The sequence below is a fragment of the Yoonia ponticola genome (genome assembly GCF_014199395.1).
Classification (GTDB): domain Bacteria; phylum Pseudomonadota; class Alphaproteobacteria; order Rhodobacterales; family Rhodobacteraceae; genus Yoonia; species Yoonia ponticola.
This window is the reverse complement of the sequence record NZ_JACIJM010000007.1, coordinates 142,953-165,059: the sequence shown is the minus strand read 5'-3', so window position 1 is coordinate 165,059 and position 22,107 is coordinate 142,953. Positions and strand designations below refer to the sequence as shown.

General features: G+C 55.4%; 25 protein-coding genes. 17 read left to right on the top strand and 8 right to left on the bottom strand.

Annotation, left to right across the window (positions count from 1 at the left end; all coding sequences use genetic code 11):
- The 11 genes from FHS72_RS13325 to FHS72_RS13275 form a co-directional block, all read left to right on the top strand.
- The coding region (locus FHS72_RS13325; protein WP_183529940.1) for a Hint domain-containing protein at positions 1-663 on the top strand (663 nt) is incomplete at its 5' end.
- Between the two features lie 131 nt (positions 664-794).
- The gene (locus FHS72_RS13320; protein ID WP_183529939.1) at positions 795-1,475 is read left to right on the top strand and encodes a hypothetical protein; all 681 of its coding nucleotides are present in this window, start codon (positions 795-797) and stop codon (positions 1,473-1,475) included.
- 76 nt (positions 1,476-1,551) lie between these two features.
- Positions 1,552-2,472 carry an ABC transporter ATP-binding protein gene (locus FHS72_RS13315; RefSeq protein ID WP_183529937.1) on the top strand — a complete coding sequence of 307 codons (921 nt, stop codon included), beginning with the start codon at positions 1,552-1,554 and terminating at the stop codon, positions 2,470-2,472.
- Entirely contained in the window at positions 2,469-3,230 is a 762-nt protein-coding gene (locus FHS72_RS13310; protein WP_183529935.1) for an ABC transporter permease, read from the top strand. The genes FHS72_RS13315 and FHS72_RS13310 overlap by 4 nt, the downstream gene beginning before the upstream one ends.
- A 41-nt stretch (positions 3,231-3,271) precedes the next feature.
- The gene (locus tag FHS72_RS13305) at positions 3,272-4,066 is read left to right on the top strand and encodes a S49 family peptidase (RefSeq protein ID WP_183529933.1); all 795 of its coding nucleotides are present in this window, start codon (positions 3,272-3,274) and stop codon (positions 4,064-4,066) included.
- 169 nt (positions 4,067-4,235) lie between these two features.
- On the top strand, positions 4,236-5,195 hold the full coding sequence (locus FHS72_RS13300) for a calcium/sodium antiporter (protein ID WP_183529931.1): 960 nt from the start codon (positions 4,236-4,238) through the stop codon (positions 5,193-5,195).
- Entirely contained in the window at positions 5,195-5,971 is a 777-nt protein-coding gene (locus FHS72_RS13295; RefSeq protein WP_183529929.1) for an SDR family oxidoreductase, read from the top strand. The genes FHS72_RS13300 and FHS72_RS13295 overlap by 1 nt, the downstream gene beginning before the upstream one ends.
- Positions 5,972-6,282: 311 nt before the next feature.
- Entirely contained in the window at positions 6,283-8,151 is a 1,869-nt protein-coding gene (gene uvrC / locus FHS72_RS13290) for an excinuclease ABC subunit UvrC (RefSeq protein WP_183529927.1), read from the top strand.
- A gap of 132 nt (positions 8,152-8,283) precedes the next feature.
- Positions 8,284-8,949: a CDP-diacylglycerol--glycerol-3-phosphate 3-phosphatidyltransferase gene (gene pgsA / locus FHS72_RS13285; protein ID WP_183529925.1), complete on the top strand. Its 666-nt coding sequence runs from the start codon at positions 8,284-8,286 to the stop codon at positions 8,947-8,949.
- Entirely contained in the window at positions 8,949-9,194 is a 246-nt protein-coding gene (gene moaD, locus FHS72_RS13280; protein WP_183529923.1) for a molybdopterin converting factor subunit 1, read from the top strand. The genes pgsA and moaD overlap by 1 nt, the downstream gene beginning before the upstream one ends.
- Before the next feature lies 1 nt (position 9,195).
- Positions 9,196-9,639, top strand: coding sequence for a molybdenum cofactor biosynthesis protein MoaE (locus FHS72_RS13275; RefSeq protein ID WP_183529921.1), 444 nt, complete (start codon positions 9,196-9,198; stop codon positions 9,637-9,639).
- On the opposite strand, the gene FHS72_RS13270 is transcribed toward FHS72_RS13275, so the two are convergent.
- On the bottom strand, positions 9,636-10,190 hold the full coding sequence (locus FHS72_RS13270) for a DNA-3-methyladenine glycosylase I (protein WP_183529919.1): 555 nt from the start codon (positions 10,188-10,190) through the stop codon (positions 9,636-9,638). The two genes, FHS72_RS13275 and FHS72_RS13270, sit on opposite strands and share 4 nt — an antisense overlap.
- A gap of 74 nt (positions 10,191-10,264) precedes the next feature.
- Between FHS72_RS13270 and FHS72_RS13265 the strand changes: the two genes are divergently transcribed.
- The 3 genes from FHS72_RS13265 to phbB all read left to right on the top strand — a co-directional run bounded on the left by FHS72_RS13265 (position 10,265) and on the right by phbB (position 13,223).
- A complete protein-coding gene (locus FHS72_RS13265) occupies positions 10,265-11,062 on the top strand; it encodes an EAL domain-containing protein (RefSeq protein WP_183529917.1) in 798 nt (265 codons plus the stop codon).
- A gap of 150 nt (positions 11,063-11,212) precedes the next feature.
- Entirely contained in the window at positions 11,213-12,388 is a 1,176-nt protein-coding gene (locus FHS72_RS13260; RefSeq protein ID WP_183529915.1) for an acetyl-CoA C-acetyltransferase, read from the top strand.
- Positions 12,389-12,500: 112 nt separating this feature from the next.
- Positions 12,501-13,223, top strand: a complete 723-nt coding sequence (phbB, locus tag FHS72_RS13255; RefSeq protein ID WP_183529913.1) for an acetoacetyl-CoA reductase — start codon at positions 12,501-12,503, stop codon at positions 13,221-13,223.
- A 144-nt stretch (positions 13,224-13,367) separates the two neighbouring features.
- Here the strand turns inward: phbB and FHS72_RS13250 are convergent, their stop codons facing one another.
- Positions 13,368-13,514, bottom strand: coding sequence for a hypothetical protein (locus FHS72_RS13250; protein WP_183529911.1), 147 nt, complete (start codon positions 13,512-13,514; stop codon positions 13,368-13,370).
- A gap of 112 nt (positions 13,515-13,626) precedes the next feature.
- Here FHS72_RS13250 and gcvA point away from each other — a divergent pair, with 112 nt between their 5' ends.
- Positions 13,627-14,565 carry a transcriptional regulator GcvA gene (gcvA, locus tag FHS72_RS13245; RefSeq protein WP_183529909.1) on the top strand — a complete coding sequence of 313 codons (939 nt, stop codon included), beginning with the start codon at positions 13,627-13,629 and terminating at the stop codon, positions 14,563-14,565.
- A 42-nt stretch (positions 14,566-14,607) separates the two neighbouring features.
- Here gcvA and FHS72_RS13240 read toward each other — a convergent pair whose 3' ends face one another.
- The 3 genes from FHS72_RS13240 to FHS72_RS13230 form a co-directional block, all read right to left on the bottom strand.
- Positions 14,608-14,775, bottom strand: coding sequence for a YdcH family protein (locus tag FHS72_RS13240; RefSeq protein WP_183529907.1), 168 nt, complete (start codon positions 14,773-14,775; stop codon positions 14,608-14,610).
- Between the two features lie 120 nt (positions 14,776-14,895).
- The gene (locus FHS72_RS13235) at positions 14,896-15,657 is read right to left on the bottom strand and encodes a methyltransferase (protein ID WP_183529905.1); all 762 of its coding nucleotides are present in this window, start codon (positions 15,655-15,657) and stop codon (positions 14,896-14,898) included.
- Complete coding sequence (locus FHS72_RS13230) at positions 15,654-15,869, bottom strand: putative signal transducing protein (protein ID WP_183529904.1); 216 nt, start codon at positions 15,867-15,869, stop codon at positions 15,654-15,656. Before FHS72_RS13230 ends, FHS72_RS13235 begins: the two co-directional genes overlap by 4 nt.
- Before the next feature lie 54 nt (positions 15,870-15,923).
- Here FHS72_RS13230 and FHS72_RS13225 point away from each other — a divergent pair, with 54 nt between their 5' ends.
- Positions 15,924-16,922, top strand: coding sequence for a polyprenyl synthetase family protein (locus FHS72_RS13225; RefSeq protein ID WP_183529901.1), 999 nt, complete (start codon positions 15,924-15,926; stop codon positions 16,920-16,922).
- Positions 16,923-16,989: 67 nt separating this feature from the next.
- Here FHS72_RS13225 and FHS72_RS13220 read toward each other — a convergent pair whose 3' ends face one another.
- From FHS72_RS13220 to FHS72_RS13210, 3 genes are all read right to left on the bottom strand, one after another.
- Positions 16,990-17,853, bottom strand: coding sequence for a 4-(cytidine 5'-diphospho)-2-C-methyl-D-erythritol kinase (locus FHS72_RS13220; RefSeq protein ID WP_183529899.1), 864 nt, complete (start codon positions 17,851-17,853; stop codon positions 16,990-16,992).
- Positions 17,840-19,552 carry a tetratricopeptide repeat protein gene (locus tag FHS72_RS13215; RefSeq protein ID WP_343042687.1) on the bottom strand — a complete coding sequence of 571 codons (1,713 nt, stop codon included), beginning with the start codon at positions 19,550-19,552 and terminating at the stop codon, positions 17,840-17,842. The genes FHS72_RS13220 and FHS72_RS13215 overlap by 14 nt, the downstream gene beginning before the upstream one ends.
- A 155-nt stretch (positions 19,553-19,707) precedes the next feature.
- Entirely contained in the window at positions 19,708-21,354 is a 1,647-nt protein-coding gene (locus tag FHS72_RS13210; RefSeq protein ID WP_183529897.1) for an electron transfer flavoprotein-ubiquinone oxidoreductase, read from the bottom strand.
- Positions 21,355-21,621: 267 nt separating this feature from the next.
- On the opposite strand from FHS72_RS13210, the gene greA reads away from it, so the two are divergent.
- The gene (greA, locus tag FHS72_RS13205; protein WP_183529895.1) at positions 21,622-22,092 is read left to right on the top strand and encodes a transcription elongation factor GreA; all 471 of its coding nucleotides are present in this window, start codon (positions 21,622-21,624) and stop codon (positions 22,090-22,092) included.
- Positions 22,093-22,107: the final 15 nt, after the last annotated feature.

Below are 22,107 nucleotides of genomic sequence, written 5' to 3'. Positions count from 1 at the left end.
GATGGCGACCCTGAAGCGGGTACAGTGACGTTCACGGACGGGTCCACCATGACCTTCTCCGAGATCGAAAATGTCATCCCATGCTTCACACCGGGCACATTGATCGCGACACCAAAAGGCGAGCGTCTGGTCGAAGAACTGCAAGTCGGCGACCGGATCATCACCCGCGACAACGGCATTCAGGAAATCGCATGGATGGGCCACAAGCCGATGTCCGGCCAGCAGCTGGTGCAAAACCCGCACCTGCAGCCTGTGCTGATCAAACGCGGCGCATTGGGCCACGGCCTGCCGGAACGTGACATGATGGTATCGCCAAATCACCGGGTACTGGTGTCGTCTGACAAGACACAGCTCTACTTTGAGGAAAGCGAAGTGCTCGCGGCCGCTAAACACATGGTTGGGGCCGAAGGCATCCATACCGTGAACGTGATGCAAACGACCTACATCCACTTCATGTTCGAGCGGCACGAAGTTGTGCTGTCCAACGGGGCATGGACGGAAAGCTTCCAACCGGGCGACTATTCCTTGAAGGGCATCGGCAACAGCCAACGGAACGAAATCTTCGATCTGTTCCCTGAACTGTCCACCAAATCCGGCCTCGCGGGCTACCAATCAGCACGCAAAGCGCTCAAGAAACACGAAACCAACCTGCTGTTGAAATAAATCAACCGCAAGCGAATCACGATACCAACAGGGACAACCACAAGTGGTTGTCCCTGTTTCCGTTTTGTTAACCTTTCATTAAGAATGCTGACGTTACACAGGGTCGATCTATTGAAATTAGGACGCCCCACATGATTGTATTTCCCCGCCTTTTTGCCATCGGCGCGTTGCTTGCCCTAACTGCTTGTGGTGGATCATCAGGGTCCGGCGTGATGTCCACGTCCGGTGCGATTTCCATTCCGGATGTGAACGCTGCGGGCCGTGCTTATTTCGACTTTGCAGCGGACGGATACACCGCATTGGATCAATCCGCGCTGAGCGATCTCGGATCGGCCAGCTACAACGGTTACATGCTTGCCGTGCCCACCAGCACGTTGGATGCCTTGGTCGGGCGCACGCAGATTGATGCGTCATTTGCCAACGGTGGCAGCCTCACGGGGCAGGTCACGGACCTGATATTGGTCCGAGAGAACGCAGATGCCGTGGCCGTTCTGACCGCAGATGTTGCTGACGGGTACACGCCAATTGACGGCGACGTGGGCTTTATCAACGTGTCCGGCGCACTGGCTTTGTCGAATGGCGCGGTGCGTCGCATTGGCGGCGAGGCAATCATTGACGTCGATGTCACTGGCACCGTGAACATCCCCGGTGCCGCGTTTGATGCGCAGTTAAGCGGAACCGAAAACTTTGACGTCACAGGTGGCTTGCATGGGCAGGTCGCTGACAGCGGCGAATTCTTTGCAGAGGGTACGTTGTACGCGCGGGGACAGCGGTTAAACTTTAACCTCGACACAGGGATCTTCGCAGAATAGCGGGTTTCGCACCGACGCCCCTTTTCCTTTGGCACCTGCGACACTACGTTCGCAGAACACTAAACAGGGGCGCCTCATGTCATCTATCGTTTCCGTGCGCGATTTGCGCAAAGCCTATGCTGGCGGGTTTCAGGCGCTGAAAGGCGTAAGCCTAGAGATCGAAGAAGGTGAGATTTTAGCACTTCTCGGCCCCAACGGAGCTGGAAAAACGACCCTTATTTCAACGGTTTGTGGCATTACAGTGCCGACGTCAGGAACGGTTTCTGTCGGTGGATTCGATACGCAAACCGACTTTCGTAAAGCCCGCGATCTGATCGGACTTGTCCCACAAGAGATCAATCTCGAACCGTTTGAAACGGTGATGAACACGGTACGTTTCACACGTGGCTTGTTCGGCAAGCCGCGCAATGACGCCTATATCGAGCAAATTCTGCGCGATCTGTCCTTGTTCGACAAAAAGGATAACAAGATCATGACGCTTTCGGGCGGCATGAAACGGCGTGTCTTGATCGCCAAGGCGCTGGCCCACGAACCCCGCGTCTTGTTCCTTGATGAACCGACCGCTGGCGTTGACGTGGAGCTGCGCAAAGACATGTGGGACGTGGTCGCCAAGCTGAAAGACAGCGGCGTCACGATCATTCTCACGACCCATTACATCGAAGAAGCCGAAGCTATCGCTGATCGCGTCGGTGTCATCGCCAAGGGTGAAATCCTGCTGGTGCAAGACAAGGCCGACCTGATGGCCCAGATGGGTCAAAAGCAGCTCAAGATCGAAGTTGCGGCACCCGTCACGGAAATTCCCGCCGCCCTGTCCAACTACGGGCTAGAGGCCGACGGCACCACTTTGACATATACATACGACACCAATGGTGAACGCACGGGCATCACGACGTTGCTCAACGACCTGCAAAACGCGGGCATCCAGATGGTTGATATTCAGACACAACAAAGCAGCCTCGAAGATATCTTTGTTGGTCTCGTGAAGGAAGACGCATGAACCTGATAGCCATCCAGTCGATCTACCGCTTTGAAATGGCGCGGTTCTTTCGCACACTCACACAATCGGTCATCTCGCCAGTAATCTCGACAGCGCTTTACTTTGTGGTCTTCGGGGCCGCGATCGGTAGCCGCATGGAAAACGTCGAAGGTGTGCCATACGGCGCGTTTATCGTACCGGGTCTGATCATGCTCACCGTGATGACACAAGCGACGACCAACGCATCGTTCGGGATATATTTCCCCAAATTCATTGGCACGATCTACGAATTGCTATCTGCGCCTGTGAACTTCCTTGAGATCACAATTGGCTATGTCGGGGCGGCGGCGACCAAAGCGCTGATCATCGGCATGATCATTCTCGCCACGTCTTTCCTGTTCGTCGATATCACCATCGCGCATCCGCTTGCGATGCTTGCATTCTTGTTCCTCACCGCGCTTAGTTTCGCACTGCTTGGCTTTATCATTGGCATCTGGGCAGGCAATTTCGAGCAGCTTCAACTGATCCCGCTCCTTGTCATCACGCCACTCGTGTTTCTCGGCGGGTCTTTCTATTCCACGTCGATGCTGCCGCCCGTTTGGCAAACGATTACCCTGTTCAACCCCGTTCACTACCTGATTTCCGGCTTCCGCTGGTCGTTCTTTGGCACTGCAGATGTGCCTGTGGGCATCAGCCTGATCGCGATTGCGGTGTTCACAGGGGCCTGTATGACCGCTATTTGGTGGATTTTCCGGACTGGCTGGCGCATTCGGCAGTGAGGTACTTGTTGGATAGCAGTGCGCGGCTTATCTGAGGTGTTATGAAACGTTATATTCCCTTTCTGAAATCTGAACCCATGGTTGCAGTTGTGCGGCTGCAAGGCGCTATCACAAACAGTGGTCGCGGTTTGGATGATGTCAGCCTCGCGCCCTTGCTGGAAAAAGCCTTTACCAAAGGCAAACCAAAAGCGGTCGCTTTGCAGATCAATTGCCCGGGTGGATCGCCGACGCAATCGTCGCTAATCGCCGCGCGTATCCAGCGGTTATCTCAAGAAAACGACGTGCCCGTGATCGCCTTTGTCGAAGATGTCGCGGCATCTGGGGGGTACTGGCTGGCCTGTGCCGCCGATGAAATCTACGCCGATGAAACATCAATGACAGGGTCGATTGGCGTCATCACGGCGGGTTTCGGACTTGATAAAGTCATCAACCAACACGGGATCGAGCGGCGTGTGCATACGGCTGGCAAATCCAAGTCAATGCTGGACCCGTTCCGCCCCGAAAAAGACGAAGACATCACCCGCCTCAAAGGTTGGCTTGAAGAACTGCACGAGATTTTCATCGCTTATGTGAAATCTCGCCGCGGTGACAAACTGTCGGACAATCCAGACCTGTTCACTGGCGAGGTGTTCTTTGGCAAAAAGGCCATCGCAGAGGGTCTTGTTGATGGGATTGGCCACCTTGTTCCGATGATGAAATCCCGTTTCGGCGACAAGGTCACGTTCCGCAAGTATAGCGAAAAGAAAACACTGCTGTCCCGCTTTGGCATGTCTGTCATGCAGGACGCTATTCACACCGTCGAGGATCGCGCCGCTTTTGCACGATTTGGCCTCTAAGGTGATCGCAAAAATCATCCTCCTGTTCCTTGCTTTTATCGCCGTGCTCGCCATGTTCGGCAAATGGCGGTTTCCGGGGCAGGACAAGCTCGCGGCGGCGAAATGCCGGGACTGCGGGCGGTATCGTATTGGTAAAGGCCGTTGTGCCTGTAAGAAAAGGTAGAACGGAATGGATTGGGTCTATGTGGTCATCGGTCTGGTGATCCTGCTTTTGGCGGGCGACAGCCTTGTTAAAGGTGCTGTGAATATGTCCCTGCGTTTGGGCGTGCCTGCGTTGATCGTGTCACTGACCATCGTGGCCTTTGGGACCTCTGCCCCCGAACTCTTGATCTCGATCGAAGCAATCTGGGACGGCGTTCCGGGTCTTGCTCTTGGGAACGTTGTGGGGTCAAACACGGCGAACGTGCTTCTGGTTCTTGGTATTCCGGCGCTGATGGCGACGATGCACACCAGCGAATGCGACACGCGCGTCAGCTACCTGCAAATGCTCGCGGCCACCGTGCTGTTCATCGTGCTTTGCTTTATCGGCCCGTTGAACTGGGTCAGTGGCGTTATTCTGTTGGCGGCTCTGGCGGCGATGCTGGTCCACGCGGCCATGTCTGCGAACAAACACCGTAAACAATCTGCTTCCGATACCGCTGACGACTGCGACGAAGAAGAACTCGAAGGTGCAGACCCGAACCTTGGCTGGGGCAAAATCCTGTTGTTCCTCGCATTGGGCTTGATCGGCTTGCCGCTTGGTGCGTCGCTGCTCGTCGACGGATCGGTGAATATCGCGCGTCATTACGAGATTCCAGAGACCGTGATCGGCCTGACATTGATCGCTATCGGCACATCACTGCCCGAACTCGCAACGACAGTCATGGCAGCCCTGCGCCGTCAGGCAGACGTGGCGCTCGGCAACGTGATCGGTTCGAATATGTTCAACCTGCTCGGCATCATGGGCATCGCATCCTTTGTCGGCACCATTCCAGTCGAGTCAGAATTCCTGTCGTTTGATCTTTGGGTCATGCTCGGGGCGTCACTGCTACTGATCCCGTTTGTGTTCTTGAAAGTGGACATCACCCGACTTTGGGGCATCATCTTATCGGCGCTGTACGTGGCTTACCTGCTGCTCGTTCTCGTCTGATGGCGGGGGCCCTTGTCACTGGGGCTGGCGCAAGGCTAGGCCGTGCCATGGCCCTCTATCTGGCTGGGCGGGGCTACGACGTCGCGGTGCATTATGCGGCGTCGCAGGACGGCGCACAGGGCGTCGTGGACGAGATTATCGCCTTGGGGCGCAAGGCCGTCGCAATTCAAGCGGACCTGCTGATCGAGGACGAAACGCAGACCCTGATTGCACGCGCTGTTGACGCCGTCGGGCCGCTGTCGGTGCTGGTCAATAACGCATCGATCTTTGAACACGACGATATCACCACAGGCACACGCACGAGCTGGGATCGACACGTCGAGACCAATCTACGTGCGCCGTTTGTACTGACCCAAGGGTTCGCGGCTCAAGCACCCGTCACCGCGCTGGACGATCAAAACGAACCCGTCGCACAGGCGCTTGTCGTGAACATGCTCGACCAACGTGTCCACAAGCTGACACCGGAATTCGCGTCCTACACCATCGCGAAAATGGGGCTGTGGGCGCTGACCCAAACCGCCGCACAATCGCTCGCGCCAAAAGTGCGCGTGAATGGCATCGGACCGGGTCCGACGCTGCAAGGCATGAAGCAATCAGAGGATCAATTCACACGGCAACGCGCCGCCACGATCCTAGGACGCGGGGCAAACCCCGATGACATTACCGCCGCTTTGGGCTATTTCCTGGATGCCAAATCCGTGACGGGGCAGATGCTCTGCGTCGATGGCGGTCAGCATCTTGCGTGGGACACAGTTGACGTAAGGGGAGTTGAATAAACCAAATGGCCCCATATTTGGACACTACCCGTAAAAGTTGTCCACCTTTCGTTGAACGCCTTCATGAATGTAAACATTTTATGAATGAAATCAGTAATTTGCCAGTTGGTAAATAAAATATACTTGCAAAACAACACGTTATAAATGTGCTTAAAAATTAGGCAGACACATGAACACCCCTGAAAACAACGGAAAATACGACGTGTTGACGTTTTGCCCACGGACTTATCCACAAGTCTCGTGGATGCCTTTGGACTTGTCCTGCCCTTTGGATCATTGCAGCGCCACTAAGAATCACGGATCCGTGACCGATGAGTGAAGACAGCGAAATTCCCGTTACTGGCTACGATCGTATCCACGGGTATCTGAACACAATCGACAGTTCGCCCGGCGTATATCGGATGTTGGATGCGGACAGTCGCGTGCTGTACGTCGGCAAGGCCCGTAATCTGCGCAATCGCGTCAGCAACTACGCGCGGCCCTCAGCGCAGCATTCCGCACGCATCACGCGCATGATCCGCGAAACCGCGTCGATGATGTTTCTGACAACGCGCACCGAAACCGAAGCACTGCTGCTCGAACAGAACCTCATCAAGCAGTTGAAGCCGCGCTACAACGTGCTGTTGCGGGACGACAAATCGTTCCCGAATATCCTCGTCTCAAAGCATCAGGCATTCCCGCAGCTCAAGAAACATCGCGGCGCGAAAAAGGAAAAGGGCAACTACTACGGCCCCTTTGCCAGCGCGGGTGCCGTGAACAGGACGCTGAACCAGTTGCAGCGCGTCTTCCAGATCCGCAATTGCACCGACAGCGACTTTGAAACGCGAACGCGGCCTTGTCTACAGTACCAGATCAAACGTTGCTCAGGTCCGTGTTGCGGGCTGATTTCCGAGGCCGATTACGCAGCCACCGTCGCGGACGCCGAAAAGTTTCTGTCGGGGCGCACCAAAGGCATCCAAGAGGCGCTCGCGTCCCAAATGTCAGCGGCATCCGAAGCGATGGAATTCGAACGCGCCGCCGCCTTGCGCGACCGGATCAAAGCATTAACGCAAGTGCAAACCTCTCAAGGGATCAACCCGCAAAGCACCGAAGAAGCAGACGTTATCGCCCTGCACATCGACGGCGGACAAGCCTGCGTGCAGGTGTTTTTCATCCGTGCGAACCAGAACTGGGGCAACCACGACTACTATCCGCGCATCAGCGGCGACGAAGATATGGCCGAAGTCATGGAAGCCTTCGTCGGGCAATTCTACGCAAACCGCGAACCGCCCAAGGTGCTGTTGCTATCGCACGGGCTGGATAACGACGACCTGATGGCAAACGCGCTCGCTGAAAAAGCAGGCCGCAAGATCGAAATCATCGTCCCGCAGCGTGGCGAAAAGGCCGAACTGGTGTCAGGTGCATTGCGCAACGCCCGCGAAAGTCTGGCGCGTAAAATGGCCGAGACAGCAACGCAAAGCAGGCTTCTCAAGGGGCTCGCCGAGGCGTTCGGATTAGACGCGCCGCCCAAACGGATCGAAGTTTACGATAACTCGCACATCCAAGGTGCCCATGCCGTGGGTGCGATGGTCGTGGCGGGGCCTGAAGGCTTTGATAAAAGCAATTACCGCAAGTTTAACATCAAAGGCACCGACCTCACGCCCGGCGATGACTTTGGCATGATGAAAGAAGTGATGACGCGCCGCTTTGGTCGCCTTCTCAAAGAAGATCCAGAGCGCAAAAGCGGTGCTTGGCCCGATCTGCTACTGATCGACGGCGGGGCAGGGCAGGTGTCGTCGGTGCGCGAGATCATGGACGAGATGGGCGTCAGCGACATCGCGATGGTCGGCGTGGCTAAAGGCGAAGAGCGCGACGCAGGTAAAGAGGTGTTCTACCGGACCGGCAAGCCCGTGATGGCGTTGCGGCACAACGATCCCGTGCTCTATTTTATCCAGCGAATGCGCGACGAAGTGCACCGTTTCGCCATCGGCACCCACCGGGCGAAACGCGCAAAAGCAATGAGCGCAAATCCACTCGACGACGTGCCAGGCGTTGGTGCCGCCCGCAAACGGTCACTGCTGGCACACTTTGGATCAGCCAAAGCCGTCGCACGTGCAAACCTGGCCGACTTAAAGGCGGTCGAAGGTGTATCTAGCAATATGGCGCAAACGATCTACGATTATTTCCACGAAAACGGATGATGCTGGGACAATTTTTCGGAAAAATCGGATAAATTTTCGGGAAAAATTGCACCAACCGCAATGGTCGTCACGAAAAAAGGATGTGCACGTGTTACTCTGGAAACTTCGTAGCGGTTTAGGTAATAAATAGACATGCAGTGGAATATCCCAAATATCCTGACGCTTTTGCGTCTTCTCGCGGCCCCCGGTGTGGTGCTGATGTTCCTCTATTTTTCAAGGCCTTACGCGGATTGGTTTGCGCTGATCCTGTTTGTTGTGGCGGCGATCACCGACTTCGTTGACGGCTATCTGGCCCGCGCTTGGAAGCAGGAAAGCAAATTCGGCGCGATGCTCGACCCCATCGCCGACAAGGCGATGGTCGTCATTGCACTGGTTGTCATCACTGGTTTTTCCGGCATGAACCCGTGGATTTTGTTGCCCGCGACGATCATCATTTTCCGCGAAGTCTTTGTCTCTGGCTTGCGCGAATTCTTGGGCGACACGGCTGGCACGCTCAAAGTCACGAACCTAGCCAAGTGGAAAACGACCGCTCAAATGGTCTCTATCGCGTTCCTGTTCGCGAAGGGCGCGTTTGAACATTTCATCATCGAACGCACCATCGGCATGGATCAGGCGACCATCGACGGTATTGTTGACGGAACTTTCGACGATACGATTGGCTTGGGCTGGAAAATGCTCGGCTGGGACGTCAGCTGGTATGGCGGCATTATCCTGCTGTGGATCGCGGCCCTGCTGACCTTCATCACCGGCATGGATTATCTGCGCAAGGCGATGCCGTTCCTCAAAGGGGCCAAGTGATGGATATCATGTATTTTGCTTGGGTCCGCGAACGGATCGGGCTGCCAAAAGAAACGGTTGAAACGCAGGCCGCGACCGTCTCTGACCTCGTCGCGGAACTGGTCGCTCGCGAAGACCGCTATGCCGCTGCCTTCGCTGATATCACGGCCCTGCGCGTCGCCCTAGACCAAGAACTCTCAGACTTTGACGCGCCTCTTGCTGGCGTCCGCGAGGTGGCGTTTTTTCCACCGATGACAGGCGGTTAAGATGATCGTCCGGGTGCAGGAAAATCTCTTTGATGCTGGCGCCGAACTGAACAGTTTTGCCAAAAACCAACCGTCTGTCGGCGCGATTGTCACCTTTACGGGCCTTGTGCGCGACGTGGCGGGCGGCCTTCAGGGGATGGAAATCGAACACTACCCCGGCATGACCGCCAAAGCGATTGAAGCCATTGCTGCCGATGCGCAAAACCGCTGGTCGCTTGCCGATGTTCTGGTGATCCACCGCTACGGCACGTTGCATGCAACCGACCCGATTATGATGGTGGCGACGGCATCAAAGCACCGCGCAGATGCTTTTGCTGCTGCCGATTTCCTGATGGATTATCTAAAATCCCGCGCACCTTTTTGGAAAAAAGAAACAACGGGTGACGGGGCATCGTGGGTCGCAGCCAAAGACGACGACGAAGAGGCGCTAAACCGCTGGTCCTAACGTCCGTGACGGTGGCAAGTAACGATGTGATCGTTAACCAAGCCGCAAGCTTCCATGAATGCATAAATGATCGTCGGACCGCAGAACTTGAACCCTGCTTTCTTCAAGTCCTTCGATACCTGCACTGACAGTGGCGTTTGTGTCGGCACATCCGCCTGTGTTTCCCAATGGTTAATCAAAGGTGTCCCGCCAACATAGTCCCACAGAAACGTGTCAAAGCCTTGCTCAGCCTCAATTTTTTGCCACGCACGGGCATTTGTAATCGTCGCAGAAATCTTACCACGATGCCGGATTATCCCCGCATCACCGAGCAAGCGTTCGACGTCTTCATCGCCCCATTCAGCAATCACATTTGGATCAAATCCCGCAAAGGCAGCCCGAAAATTATCGCGTTTCTTGAGGATCGTAATCCACGACAATCCGGCCTGAAAACCGTCCAGTATTAACTTTTCCCACAACGCTCTGCTGTCATATTCAGGCACGCCCCATTCGGTGTCGTGATAGGCTTGATAGATCGGATCATCGCCCGCCCATCGGCATCTTTCGACCATAAACACTGTCCTGTTATTAACGTGATATTAGGCGGTTACGGTGCAGAGTGACGCATCCTACACGAGATGCCAATATGCACGCTACGCCCAATGCCTCTAATGATGACCGTCCCCTCGACCCGTTTCAGGCGGCGATGGCGAGTCGCGATAGCGATGTCCTGACGCTCGTGCGTGATGCGCTTGCGGCGGGGCGCACAAAGATGGCGTACCAACCAATCATGCTGGCGGGCGACAAACCCGGTGTCGCCTTCTACGAAGGATTGGTGCGTGTACTTGATGAGGCTGGTCGTGTTATTCCCGCCGCCCATTTTATGTCTGTCATCGGCGAAAATGATCTCGGCCGCGAGGTCGATTGCACAACGTTGGAACACGCGTTCATCCTATTGGCGCGACGGCCTGATCTGCGCATTTCCATCAACGTCTCGGCGCGGTCACTGGCCGATGGGAAATGGCGCGACACCTTGGCGCGCGGCTTGGCGACCAAAGATAACGTCGGGGATCGCTTGATATTTGAAGTCTCGGAAACCTCTGCGATGGAACTGCACGAGGTTATGATTCGCTTCATGGTTGAAATGCAGCCAAAGGGGGTCGCATTCGCGCTCGACGGCTTTGGCGCAGGCATGACCGCCTTTCGTCACCTCAAAGAATTCTTCTTCGATCTGGTCAAAATCGACAAAAGCTTTGTGCGTGGAATCCACGACGACCCTGACAATCAGGTGCTCGCAGAGGCGCTCATCATGGTCGCCCATCAATTTGAAATGTTTGTTGTCGCAGATGGGGTTGAGACGGCAAAAGAGGCTGATTTTATGACAAAACTTGGGGCAGATTGCCTGCAAGGATACCTTTACGGTGTGCCCAAGTTTAGCATCTAGGCCGTCATCCGCACGCGGCCCACCAACCCAAATCCACATTGCCCTAACGTAAACAAATCCATAAAGTTGGCTCAACTTGCAGGTTGGGGCCTGTACATATGCGCCTGTTGTGCTCCAATCTGGTCAAAGAATAACCTGAGAGGACTCAACATGACTAACGTCGTTATCGCTTCTGCCGCCCGGACTGCTGTGGGCAGTTTCGGAGGCGCATTCGCCAATACGCCCGCCCACGATCTGGGCGCTGCCATTCTCGAAGCCGTTGTTGAACGCGCCGGAATCGACAAAGCAGAAGTGTCCGAAACCATTCTTGGTCAAGTTTTGACCGCCGCTCAGGGCCAAAACCCAGCACGTCAGGCGCACATCAACGCAGGTCTTCCGATTGAATCCGCAGCGTGGGGTATTAACCAAGTGTGTGGTTCCGGTCTGCGTGCCGTGGCGCTCGGCGCACAGCACATCCAGCTAGGTGACGCGAATATCGTCGCCGCCGGTGGTCAAGAAAACATGACGTTGTCACCACATGCGGCGCACCTGCGGGCAGGCCACAAAATGGGTGACGTCAGCTACATCGACACCATGATTCGTGACGGGTTGTGGGATGCGTTCAACGGCTACCACATGGGTCAAACTGCTGAAAACGTTGCAAATCAGTGGGAAATTTCCCGCGAAATGCAGGACGAATTTGCAGTCGCGTCGCAGAACAAAGCTGAAGCAGCACAGAAGGCTGGCAAATTCGCAGACGAAATCGCGGCCTTCACCGTGAAAACTCGCAAGGGCGATATCGTCGTCGATCAGGACGAATACATCCGTCACGGCGCGAACCTTGAAACGATGGCAAAAATGCGCCCGGCGTTTGCAAAAGACGGCTCTGTCACAGCCGCTAACGCATCCGGTTTGAACGACGGTGCTGCAGCCACATTGTTGATGTCCGTCGATGACGCTGCAAAACGCGGTATCACGCCGCTCGGCCGTATCGCGTCCTACGCGACTGCCGGCCTCGATCCATCCATCATGGGCGTGGGCCCGGTCATGGCGTCGCGCAAAGCGTTGGAAAAAGCGGGCTGGTCTGTCGATGATCTTGACCTTGTTGAAGCAAACGAAGCCTTCGCCGCGCAAGCCTGTGCCGTGAACAAGGAAATGGGCTGGGATCCGGCAATCGTTAACGTTAACGGCGGCGCAATCGCGATCGGTCACCCGATTGGTGCGTCCGGCTGCCGTGTTCTGAACACGCTGTTGTTCGAAATGCAGCGCCGCGACGCGAAAAAAGGTATCGCAACGCTGTGCATCGGCGGAGGCATGGGCGTGGCCCTGTGCATTGAGCGCGATTAACTAAATCGAAAGGGGTAGCGCAAAGCTGCCCCTTTCTGCTTGCGCAATATAATTGCGTATGGTTCCCTGTATAAGTAATTTGCTTACTTGACTATTTTTGGAGGAGAATATCATGTCCCGTGTTGCACTTGTTACCGGCGGATCCCGCGGTATTGGCGCTGCCATTTCGACGGCGTTGAAAGACGCAGGTTATACTGTCGCTGCGACCTATGCAGGTAACGACGAAAAAGCCGCTGCTTTTACAGCTGAGACTGGCATCAAAACCTATAAATGGGACGTCGGCAGCTACGAGGATTGCGCCGCTGGTATCGCTAAGGTTGAGGCCGATCTGGGTCCGGTCGAAGTGCTGGTGAACAACGCAGGCATCACCCGCGACGCGCCATTCCACAAAATGTCGCCGACGCAGTGGAAAGAGGTCATGGACACGAACTTGTCCGGCGTCTTCAACATGACCCACCCGATATGGCCCGGAATGCGCGAACGCAAATTCGGTCGCATCGTCACGATTTCGTCGATCAACGGCCAAAAAGGCCAATTCGCTCAGGTGAACTATGCGGCCGCAAAAGCGGGCGACATCGGCTTTACCAAAGCGCTGGCGCAAGAAGGCGCGCGCGCTGGCATCACCGTGAACGTGGTCGCACCCGGCTATATCAACACCGAAATGATGGCGACGATCCCTGAAAAAGTGATGGACCAGATCGTAGCGGGCATTCCCGTGGGCCGTCTTGGCGAAGCAGCCGAAATCGCGCGTACCGTCGTGTTCCTAGCGTCCGACGACGCGGGCTTTATCACCGGTTCCACAATCTCTGCAAACGGCGGCCAGTACATGTTGTAAGACGTATTCTAGGCTAGAATCAGAAAGGGCCGGTCGTAAAGACCGGCCCTTTTTTCATGATCCGATCGACTGGGAGGAGGATCGTGGATCAAGAATTTTGTCATACGCGTTGTGCACGCATTGTGCACGGGTAGTGACTCGGCTTTAGGCCGGTTGTTCAGCAGTTGTGTGCGCAGCGCTTGGCTTGCGAGAAAACAGTTTCTGGAAGAATGCTGCGACCATCTCTGCGCGCTCAGCGTGTGCGCGTTCGATGATAAGGCGGGTTTCTTCGTTCGTTGTGATCGAGTGCATTTCGTGTCTCCTGATGAAACGAGTTCATTTGGTCTGTCTCTTATTTGGGGTGTTTTGGGGAAAGTGACAAACGAGACTTTTCATAGCTTCAGTTAAGATATATTGATGTGACATGTCAGAACGCCTTCCTCCACTCACCGCATTTCGCGCTTTTGATGCCGCAGCGCGGCATATGTCATTTGCACGCGCAGCAAGTGAACTTAACGTAACCCCAGCCGCTTTATCATTTCAAATCAAGTCATTAGAGGAACATTTGGGCCATCCATTGTTCCGCAGATTGAACCGCGCAGTCGAGCTGACCGAATCTGGCCGAGTTCTTGCGCCCGGTGCTGCTGAAGGGTTCGAAGTATTGACCAAAGCGTGGTCAGCGGCAAAACGCCTACATGATAACAGAACCTTAACTGTGACATCTGGGCCGAGCTTTACATCGAAATGGCTCGCACCGCGGCTGTTTCAGTTCGTTCAAGCGAATCCAGACATCGATCTGCGGTTCTCTGCCAACCTCAGATTAATGGATTTCACACGCGACGAAGTGGACGTCGCGATCAGGTTCAGCCAGCAAGCGGACGAGGGGTTATATAGCGAGCCGATTTTCAAAGAATGGCTCTGCCCGATGGTCGCACCTAGCTTGGCGGAAAAGATCAAAAAACCAAGCGATTTGTTAAACTTACCGCTGCTGCATCAAGAAGACCTGACATTTCTGACGCCCCCTGCGGATTGGGATGCGTGGTTCCGTGCTGCAGGGTTAAAGCCGCCCACTACAGCCGGCACGCATTTCAGTCAAAGTGACCATGCGGTGAATGCTGCATTGTCCGGGGCTGGGGTGGTTTTGGGCCGAATCTCTATGGCTGAACGACATCTGAGCCTTGGGCAATTGGTGATGCCGCTAGAGCTAAGTATCTGGAGTAATGCATATTATCGGATTGTCTGCGCAAAAGGCGCCGAACACAGACCGCAAGTCGCGCGTCTAATGGCATGGGTGCGTGAAGAGGTTGCGGCGATTGAGGTTTTGACCGAAAGCAGGGTCTTTCCACTGCCGCGCAAATCGTAGATTGGGCTGGCGCATTCTACGCCAACCCAAAAGGATCAAAGACTAACCGGCGCTAAGCCGTGAAATTTCTTCTTTTAGGTGGAGTTTTTTCTTCTTGAGGCGCGCGATTTCAAGGTCGTCCGTTCCGGCGCTACGCTGCATGACCTCGACATCGTCCGAGAGGTGTTGGTGCTTCTTTTTCAGTTCCTGCAAGTGCGAACTTAAGCTCATTTCGATCCTCCTATAAGTGTGTACACCGTCACTGCACCACAGATTTGACCACCTGTCACGCCGCAGAGCAGCAAAGCGATATATGAGCAGCTTGCTGCCAAAAGGTTGCTGAAAGGTTAATCAGGCAGGGTCGCGAATGGAGAAAGATGCGCCGTCGCGCAAAATCGCTTTGACTTGCGGGGTGTAGCTTTCGATATCCCCTTGTTTTGCTTGGCTTCCGTGCATCACAAGCGGCAGCATTAATTCAAATGGTCCGCGTCCGCTATGTTTCGCTTGGAGTAAAAACAGACCCGGTGCGGCGCTGGAATGGGCGGCAATAGGACGCAGGTGGATCGATCCCAGTCGCCCTGAAACCGCCGATAAGACTTCGGGTAGACGGGTGATATGTTGAATAATCGTCAGTGTGCCTTTGGGGGCCAACCGTCTGATCCCGATATCGAGCCAATCTGCCAAAGGCGTGTCGCCCGCAAGCGCCACATCACGCCCAGTATCCGTAGCCGCATGACCCTGCGTGCGGTCAAAATAAGGCGGATTCATCATGACGTGGGTGAACTGTTTTTGACGTAGATCAGCGGGCAGGGCCCGTAGGTCCGCGCAAAATATTGTGAAGTCAGCGTTGTTTGTTGCTGCGTTCTGCTTTGCCAATCCTGCATAGTCGCTTTGCAATTCGATGCCGGTGATCGCCAATCCAGCGACGCGCGCATTCAGGCACAAGGATGCCACGCCCACGCCGCACCCGATTTCCAGAACCGTTTCACCGGATTTCGCGGGCACTGATGCGGCAAGCAACACGGCGTCAATCCCTGACCGAAACCCGCGTTTGGGCTGCAAAGCATGGACTTTTCCACCAAGAAACGCGTCATATGTCGTGTCTTCAATCACTGGCCTAGATCAATCTCGGCATCGCGCATGATCGCTTGGGCCATAAATAAATCGCGATCAGCGACCATCAGGCGGCGCGGCATTATGCCTATGCTACCTTCTAGGATGCTCATGTTTACGTCGAACTGGAATGCGGTTATATCCTCGCTATCCAGAAGGGCCGTAGCAAGGGCGATGACTGTCGGGTCGTTGGTGCGCAAAAGCTCTTTCATAGATCTGACGTAAGATGCATGATCGTCTTTGTCCACAAACTGACGGAATACGTGATGAGCCTTGATGTCGCCGCTACCAAACCCCACGAACGCTTGGCTGCGGCGTTGTCGGATGACCTGTCGGCTGTGAACGAGATGATCCGCACGCGGATGGCATCCGAGCACGCGCCGCGCATCCCCGAAGTGACCGCGCATTTGGTTGAGGCAGGCGGGAAACGCTTGCGCCCGATGCTGACGTTGGCGGCGGCGCGGATGTGTGGCTACGACGGGCCGTACCACGTGCATCTGGCCGCAACGGTCGAATTTATTCACACAGCGACCCTGCTGCATGATGATGTGGTTGACGAAAGTAACCAGCGTCGCGGTCGGCCTACGGCGAACCTGCTGTGGGATAATACGTCGTCTGTACTGGTCGGTGATTACCTGTTCGCGCGGTCGTTCCAGTTGATGGTCGAGACAGGCTCTATGCGGGTTTTGGATATTCTGGCGAACGCCTCTGCGACGATTGCGGAAGGCGAAGTGTTACAGTTGACCGCCGCTGCTGATCTGGCGACGACAGAAGATATTTATTTCAAGGTTGTACGCGGAAAAACGGCTGCGCTGTTCTCTGCCGCGATGGAAGTTGGCGGCGTTATTGCCGACCAAGACGAGGCGACGGTGAAGGCGCTGTTCGACTATGGCGATACACTCGGCATCGCATTTCAGATTGTTGACGATCTGCTGGATTACGGTGGAACGAGCGCTATTGGCAAAAATGTCGGTGACGATTTCCGCGAACGCAAGCTGACGCTGCCTGTGATCCGCGCGATTGCTGCGGCGGATGCGACGGAACGTGAATTCTGGACGCGGACGATTGGGAAAGGACGCCAAGAGGACGGCGATCTGGAGCACGCGGTTGCATTGCTCGCCAAGCACGGCGCGATGGATACGACACGCCAAACGGCGTTGGATTATATTGTCGAGGCTAAGGCTGCACTGGCGGTCCTGCCCGATAGCGATATTCGTGAAATGCTGCTGGATCTGGCGGATTATGTGGTCGCGCGGATCACTTAGCGCAGTGTGATTGCTGCGCTGTCAGAGCCCCCGGCGGGAGTTGTTTTGGCGAAATGAAGTTGGCGGTCTAGCCGCGTAGGACCTCGGCAGGTGTCACCCACCAGCCCATTTGCGCAACTTGGATCACGCGGGCTGCTTGGCGTGCGGCGGCCATATTTTTGGTCAAGCCAAAGCAGGTCGCCCCCGATCCTGACATGCCCGCAAAAGTGACTGCCGGATTTTTAATGAGCAGGTCGAGTGCGGATTGTACCGCGGGTGTGGTTTTGATCGCGGGCGCTTGCAGGTCGTTGCGCTGCTTTGCCAGCCATTCACTGAAATCGGCGAAGCTGAGGTTTTGAGGCAGCGGATCCATTGGCGGGTTTTGTTTGGTTGCGAGCCCTTTGAACACGGCATCGGTCGGAACGGCGATTTTCGGGTTCACGAGGATGAGCGCACATTCCGGCAGCTTTGCCGTTGACGCCAGTTGATCGCCGATGCCTGTCATATGTGTGGGCGCGGGCGCGCGCAGGCAGACGGGAACGTCGGCACCAAGCATCACCACTTCGGCAGCGGAGGCGGGTAGGGGGGCTACGTCCCACAGTTCTGCGAGCAGCTTGAGTGTCGTTGCAGCGTCCGATGATCCGCCACCCAGTCCGGCAGCGTTCGGCAGGTGTTTTTCGACGGTAATCGCCGCACCTTTAATCACGCCACGCATACGGCGCAGGGTTTCTGCCGCCCGCAAGATCAGGTTTGTTTTATCGGTTGGCACGCCTGCGGCAAACGGTCCGTTAACCGTCAATGTCAGATCGTTTGACGGGCTGGCTGTAATAATGTCGCCCGCGTCCGTGAAGACCACAAGGCTGTCGAGCAGGTGATAGCCGTCGTCGCGCTGGCCAGTGACGTGGAGGGTCAGATTAACCTTTGCAGGGGCGACTGCTTTAATTGACGCCATGTGCGACCTTGATCGGTTCTTCGCCTTCTTCAATCAAAACAGCATCAAGGCCGATTTCGAGTTTGCGCCGGATACGTGCGGCATCTTCGCTATCTTCGTCCGAAAATGACAGGGCGCGGTTCCATTGAAAACGCGCTTCGACCTTGCGACCGACGGCCCAATAACAATCGCCGAGGTGGTCGTTTACGACAGGATCAACGGCTTCTAATGCGGCGGCGTCTTCGAGATGTCCGACGGCTGTTTCGTAATCGCCTAGCTGGAATAGCACCCAGCCAAGGCTGTCCACGATGGCACCGTTTTGCGGTTGAATAGAGACTGCTTTTTCGATCATTCCAAGGGCTTCGTCTAATTTCTCGCCGCGTTCAACCAGAGAATAGCCGAGGTAATTCAAAACACGGGGTTGGTCGGGGCGGAATGACAGGGCTGCGCGGAAATCCGCTTCGGCTTCGGGCCATTGATCCAGTGCATGATAGGTCACTGCGCGGATGTAATGGACGAACCAGCGTGCGGGGTCATCGGCTGGATAAAGGTCGAGGGCCGTCGAGTAGGCCGCGTTTGCCTCTTGGATTTGCTCGGATTGCCGCAGGGTGTCGCCGAGGCTGACGTAGACCGCAGGCATGTCAGGGAATGTGCGCGTCATGGCGCGCAATACTTCGGTGGCACCTTCGAAGTTACCTTTTTTGCGCAACGCTTCGGCGCGGCCAATTTCGGCGACCGCGTAGGCCGGATCGTCGCGGGACACACGGGTGTAGGTTTCGTTTGCAAGACCGTACCGTTCGAGGTCTTCAAGTAGGCTCGCGACTTGAAGTAACACTTCGGTATTGTCGGGTGCCAGATATTCAGCCGCACGTGCGTAGATCAGCGTGTAGTTTTCCGGTACGTCTGGGCGCAGTGCTTCGGCGACGGACAGGTAGACTTCGGCAAGGCCTTCGGTGGGGTTCGTGATGATGTCGTAGGGCGTCGGTGCGCCGGATTCGATCCGATCACGCAGGTCCACGAGGCGTGGATCTAGGGTTTCGCCGAACACCTCGTCGATCAAGGCCAGCGCGTCGTCGCGGCGATCAAGTTGGCTGAGGATTTGCGCGTGCGCCATGGCGCTGCGACGGTTATGACGCAAACCATCGGTCTCGGCTGCCAGATCGAAAATGCGGACGGCCTCGTCGTAGTTCCCCACGGACGCAAGTGCCAAGGCCTTGTGATAAGTGCCGAACGACTGCAATCCAGTGGTGTCCGTGACCTCGTCAAAGCTAACCAACGCTTTGTCAAATTCGCCTAGCGCCATATGCGCCCAGCCTTGTGACAACCCGTCAACGACGGGGCCGACGCGGCGGTCCATTTCAAGGGCAGCAAAGATATTGGCCCAGTTGTCAGTCTTGGCCGCATTAACCGCCAGTACGATATTCGAATGCTGGCGGTTGATCCCGATGTCATCGATGGTTTTGGCAAGTGCTACGGCGTCGTCGAACCGTCCCAGAGACATTGTTGCAGTCAGCGCATTTTCCAGCAGAACACCGTTCGCGGGGTCGGTTCGCAAGCTTTCGGTGTAATATTTTACGCCGTATTCGAAGTCAGATGTTTGCGCCGCTTGCCGTGCGGCCAGATATGCGCCCGCGTTTGGAACGCTGTCCTGCGCCGTGGCTGCTGTGCTGTTTAGCATCAATGCGATGATTATTGCGCCGCGTTGTTTTTGTAGAAACACCTGTGTCGCCCCTGTTTTACTGCATAAATGAAAGCCTAGGCGACGAATCGCGTCGGTGCAAATGATTGCTGATAAATGGGCGGAACATCGCGGGGACGTATGCATTAAAAAAGGCCCCGCACAAATGCGAGGCCTTTTGAGCGTGATTTAAGCGATCACATGTTGGGGTAGTTTGGGCCATCCCCGCCTTGGGGTGTGGTCCATGTGATGTTCTGGCTCGGGTCTTTGATGTCACAGGTTTTGCAGTGGACGCAGTTCTGGAAGTTGATCTGGAACTTTGTGTCCACACCTTCGCCGACGAATTCATAAACGCCTGCGGGACAATAGCGGGCAGAGGGGCCAGCGTAATCGCGTAGGTTTGTGTCCACGGGAATGCTTGGGTCCGTCAGGACAAGGTGCGCAGGTTGGCTTTCCTCGTGGTTGGTAAAGCTGAACGCGACGTTGGTCAGCCGATCAAAGGACAGTTTCCCGTCCGGTTTCGGATAGTTGATCGGTTGGTGACGCACGGATTTTTCAGTCGCATCCGCATCGGATTTCCCGTGCTTGAGCGTACCAAGCAGTGAGAAACCGAATGTGTTGGTCCACATGTCCATGCCGCCAACAGCCAGCGAAGTGAGCAAGCCGTATTTCGACCAAAGCGGTTTCACGTTGCGCACTTTTTTGAGGTCCTGGCCGATTGGACCGGTCCGGACTTCGGTGTCGTAGTTATCGAGCGTATCGCCGGATTGACCCGCACCGATTGCCGCAAACGCCGCTTCGGCTGCGTGGATGCCGGAGAGCATCGCGTTGTGGTTGCCCTTGATGCGCGGGACGTTAACCATGCCTGCGGAACACCCCAGCAGCATACCGCCCGGAAACGCGGTTTTTGGCATCGACTGGTAGCCGCCTTCGGTGATTGCACGTGCGCCGTAAGCCACACGTTTGCCGCCTTGGAGCAGGTCCGCGATCATCGGGTGATGCTTGAAACGTTGGAATTCCATGTAAGGGAAAAGGTGCGGGTTTTTGTAGTTCAGGTGAACCACGAAGCCCACGTAAACCTGATTATTCTCAAGGTGGTAGATAAACGACCCACCGCCTGCTTCCTTGCCCAAAGGCCAGCCCATCGTGTGGGTCACGGTGCCTTCTTTGTGTTTGGCGGGGTCGATTTCCCAGATTTCTTTCATGCCGAGGCCGTATTTCTGCACGTCGGATTCAGCGGCGAGGTCGTATTTTGCGATCACTTGTTTGGACAACGATCCGCGCACGCCTTCGGACAGGAACACGTATTTGCCGTGCAGCTCCATGCCGGGCTCGTAATTCGGGCCGTGCGATCCGTCAGCTTCTTTGCCGAACTCACCAGCGACGACGCCTTTGACTTCGCCGTTTTCACCGAACACCAACTCTGAACAGGCCATGCCGGGGAAGATTTCGACCCCCAACTCTTCGGCCTGTTCTGCCATCCAGCGGCAGACATTTCCCATGGAAACGATGTAGTTGCCGTGGTTGTTCATCAACGGTGGCATTGCGATATTTGGTACGCGGATTTTGCCCGCTTCGCCCAGCATGTAAAAATTATCTTCTTTGACAGGCACGTTGATCGGTGCGCCTTTGGCTTTCCAGTCAGGGATCAACCTGTCGATGCCTGCGGTGTCCAAAACAGCGCCAGATAGAATATGCGCCCCAACTTCGGACCCTTTTTCCAGCACGACAACGTTGATATCCGCGTCGAGTTGCTTCAACCGGATCGCCGCCGACAGACCCGCAGGACCGGCCCCAACGATAACGACGTCATATTCCATTGCTTCGCGTTCTATGTCGGCCATGTCGCACCCTTTTGTTCATTTGGAGGCGCACCTCCGCAATATTGTTGCGGACTGGGTTAGCGCATCCGGAAAAACAGGGCAATCAAGACGCGACGACAAAATGAAACAATGCGTCGTAAAGCGACGAAAATGCCTATATTCGCCGACGGTCGGCTAAAAAGTGTACCGCATCAATCAAATCGACTGATGTTAGTTGTACTTGACTTTCTATAGCCCAAGTACGTTATGAACGTTCGATGTAATTTTTTGCCCCAAGGGGACGTAGTCATGGAAAAAATTCCGCTTACACGTGCTGGCTTTGACAAGTTGGACGCTGAGTTGAAGCACCTCAAAACGGTTGAACGCCCAACGATCATTCGGGCGATTGCAGAGGCGCGCGAGCATGGCGACTTGTCCGAGAACGCGGAATACCACTCTGCCAAAGAAAAGCAGTCCTTCATTGAGGGCCGCGTGAAAGAGCTGGAAGGCGTGATTTCCTTGGCGGATATCATTGACCCCAAGAAAATGTCGGGCGCTGTCAAATTCGGCGCGACCGTCACGATGGCGGACGAAGATACAGACGAAGAAAAGACCTACCAGATTGTTGGCGAATATGAGGCCAACATCGAGCAAGGTCGTTTGAACATGAAATCACCCATCGCCCGCGCCCTGATCGGCAAAGATGTTGGCGACAGTGCCGAAGTCCGCACGCCGGGTGGTGTGAAAACCTACGAAATTATTGAAATCGCTTACAAATAATCCCAATAGGGTTTG

Coding starts and splice junctions, on each gene's coding strand:
- FHS72_RS13315 (WP_183529937.1), top strand. CDS start 1,552: ATGTCATCTATCGTTTCCGTGCGCGATTTGCGCAAAGCCTATGCTGGC.
- FHS72_RS13250 (WP_183529911.1), bottom strand. CDS start 13,514: ATGCACTCGATCACAACGAACGAAGAAACCCGCCTTATCATCGAACGC.
- uvrC (WP_183529927.1), top strand. CDS start 6,283: ATGAGTGAAGACAGCGAAATTCCCGTTACTGGCTACGATCGTATCCAC.
- FHS72_RS13210 (WP_183529897.1), bottom strand. CDS start 21,354: ATGGCCGACATAGAACGCGAAGCAATGGAATATGACGTCGTTATCGTT.
- greA (WP_183529895.1), top strand. CDS start 21,622: ATGGAAAAAATTCCGCTTACACGTGCTGGCTTTGACAAGTTGGACGCT.
- pgsA (WP_183529925.1), top strand. CDS start 8,284: ATGCAGTGGAATATCCCAAATATCCTGACGCTTTTGCGTCTTCTCGCG.
- FHS72_RS13220 (WP_183529899.1), bottom strand. CDS start 17,853: ATGGCGTCAATTAAAGCAGTCGCCCCTGCAAAGGTTAATCTGACCCTC.
- FHS72_RS13225 (WP_183529901.1), top strand. CDS start 15,924: ATGAGCCTTGATGTCGCCGCTACCAAACCCCACGAACGCTTGGCTGCG.
- FHS72_RS13295 (WP_183529929.1), top strand. CDS start 5,195: ATGGCGGGGGCCCTTGTCACTGGGGCTGGCGCAAGGCTAGGCCGTGCC.
- FHS72_RS13270 (WP_183529919.1), bottom strand. CDS start 10,190: ATGGTCGAAAGATGCCGATGGGCGGGCGATGATCCGATCTATCAAGCC.
- FHS72_RS13230 (WP_183529904.1), bottom strand. CDS start 15,869: ATGAAAGAGCTTTTGCGCACCAACGACCCGACAGTCATCGCCCTTGCT.
- gcvA (WP_183529909.1), top strand. CDS start 13,627: ATGTCAGAACGCCTTCCTCCACTCACCGCATTTCGCGCTTTTGATGCC.
- FHS72_RS13320 (WP_183529939.1), top strand. CDS start 795: ATGATTGTATTTCCCCGCCTTTTTGCCATCGGCGCGTTGCTTGCCCTA.
- phbB (WP_183529913.1), top strand. CDS start 12,501: ATGTCCCGTGTTGCACTTGTTACCGGCGGATCCCGCGGTATTGGCGCT.
- FHS72_RS13265 (WP_183529917.1), top strand. CDS start 10,265: ATGCACGCTACGCCCAATGCCTCTAATGATGACCGTCCCCTCGACCCG.
- FHS72_RS13310 (WP_183529935.1), top strand. CDS start 2,469: ATGAACCTGATAGCCATCCAGTCGATCTACCGCTTTGAAATGGCGCGG.
- FHS72_RS13275 (WP_183529921.1), top strand. CDS start 9,196: ATGATCGTCCGGGTGCAGGAAAATCTCTTTGATGCTGGCGCCGAACTG.
- FHS72_RS13300 (WP_183529931.1), top strand. CDS start 4,236: ATGGATTGGGTCTATGTGGTCATCGGTCTGGTGATCCTGCTTTTGGCG.
- FHS72_RS13260 (WP_183529915.1), top strand. CDS start 11,213: ATGACTAACGTCGTTATCGCTTCTGCCGCCCGGACTGCTGTGGGCAGT.
- FHS72_RS13305 (WP_183529933.1), top strand. CDS start 3,272: ATGAAACGTTATATTCCCTTTCTGAAATCTGAACCCATGGTTGCAGTT.
- FHS72_RS13240 (WP_183529907.1), bottom strand. CDS start 14,775: ATGAGCTTAAGTTCGCACTTGCAGGAACTGAAAAAGAAGCACCAACAC.
- moaD (WP_183529923.1), top strand. CDS start 8,949: ATGGATATCATGTATTTTGCTTGGGTCCGCGAACGGATCGGGCTGCCA.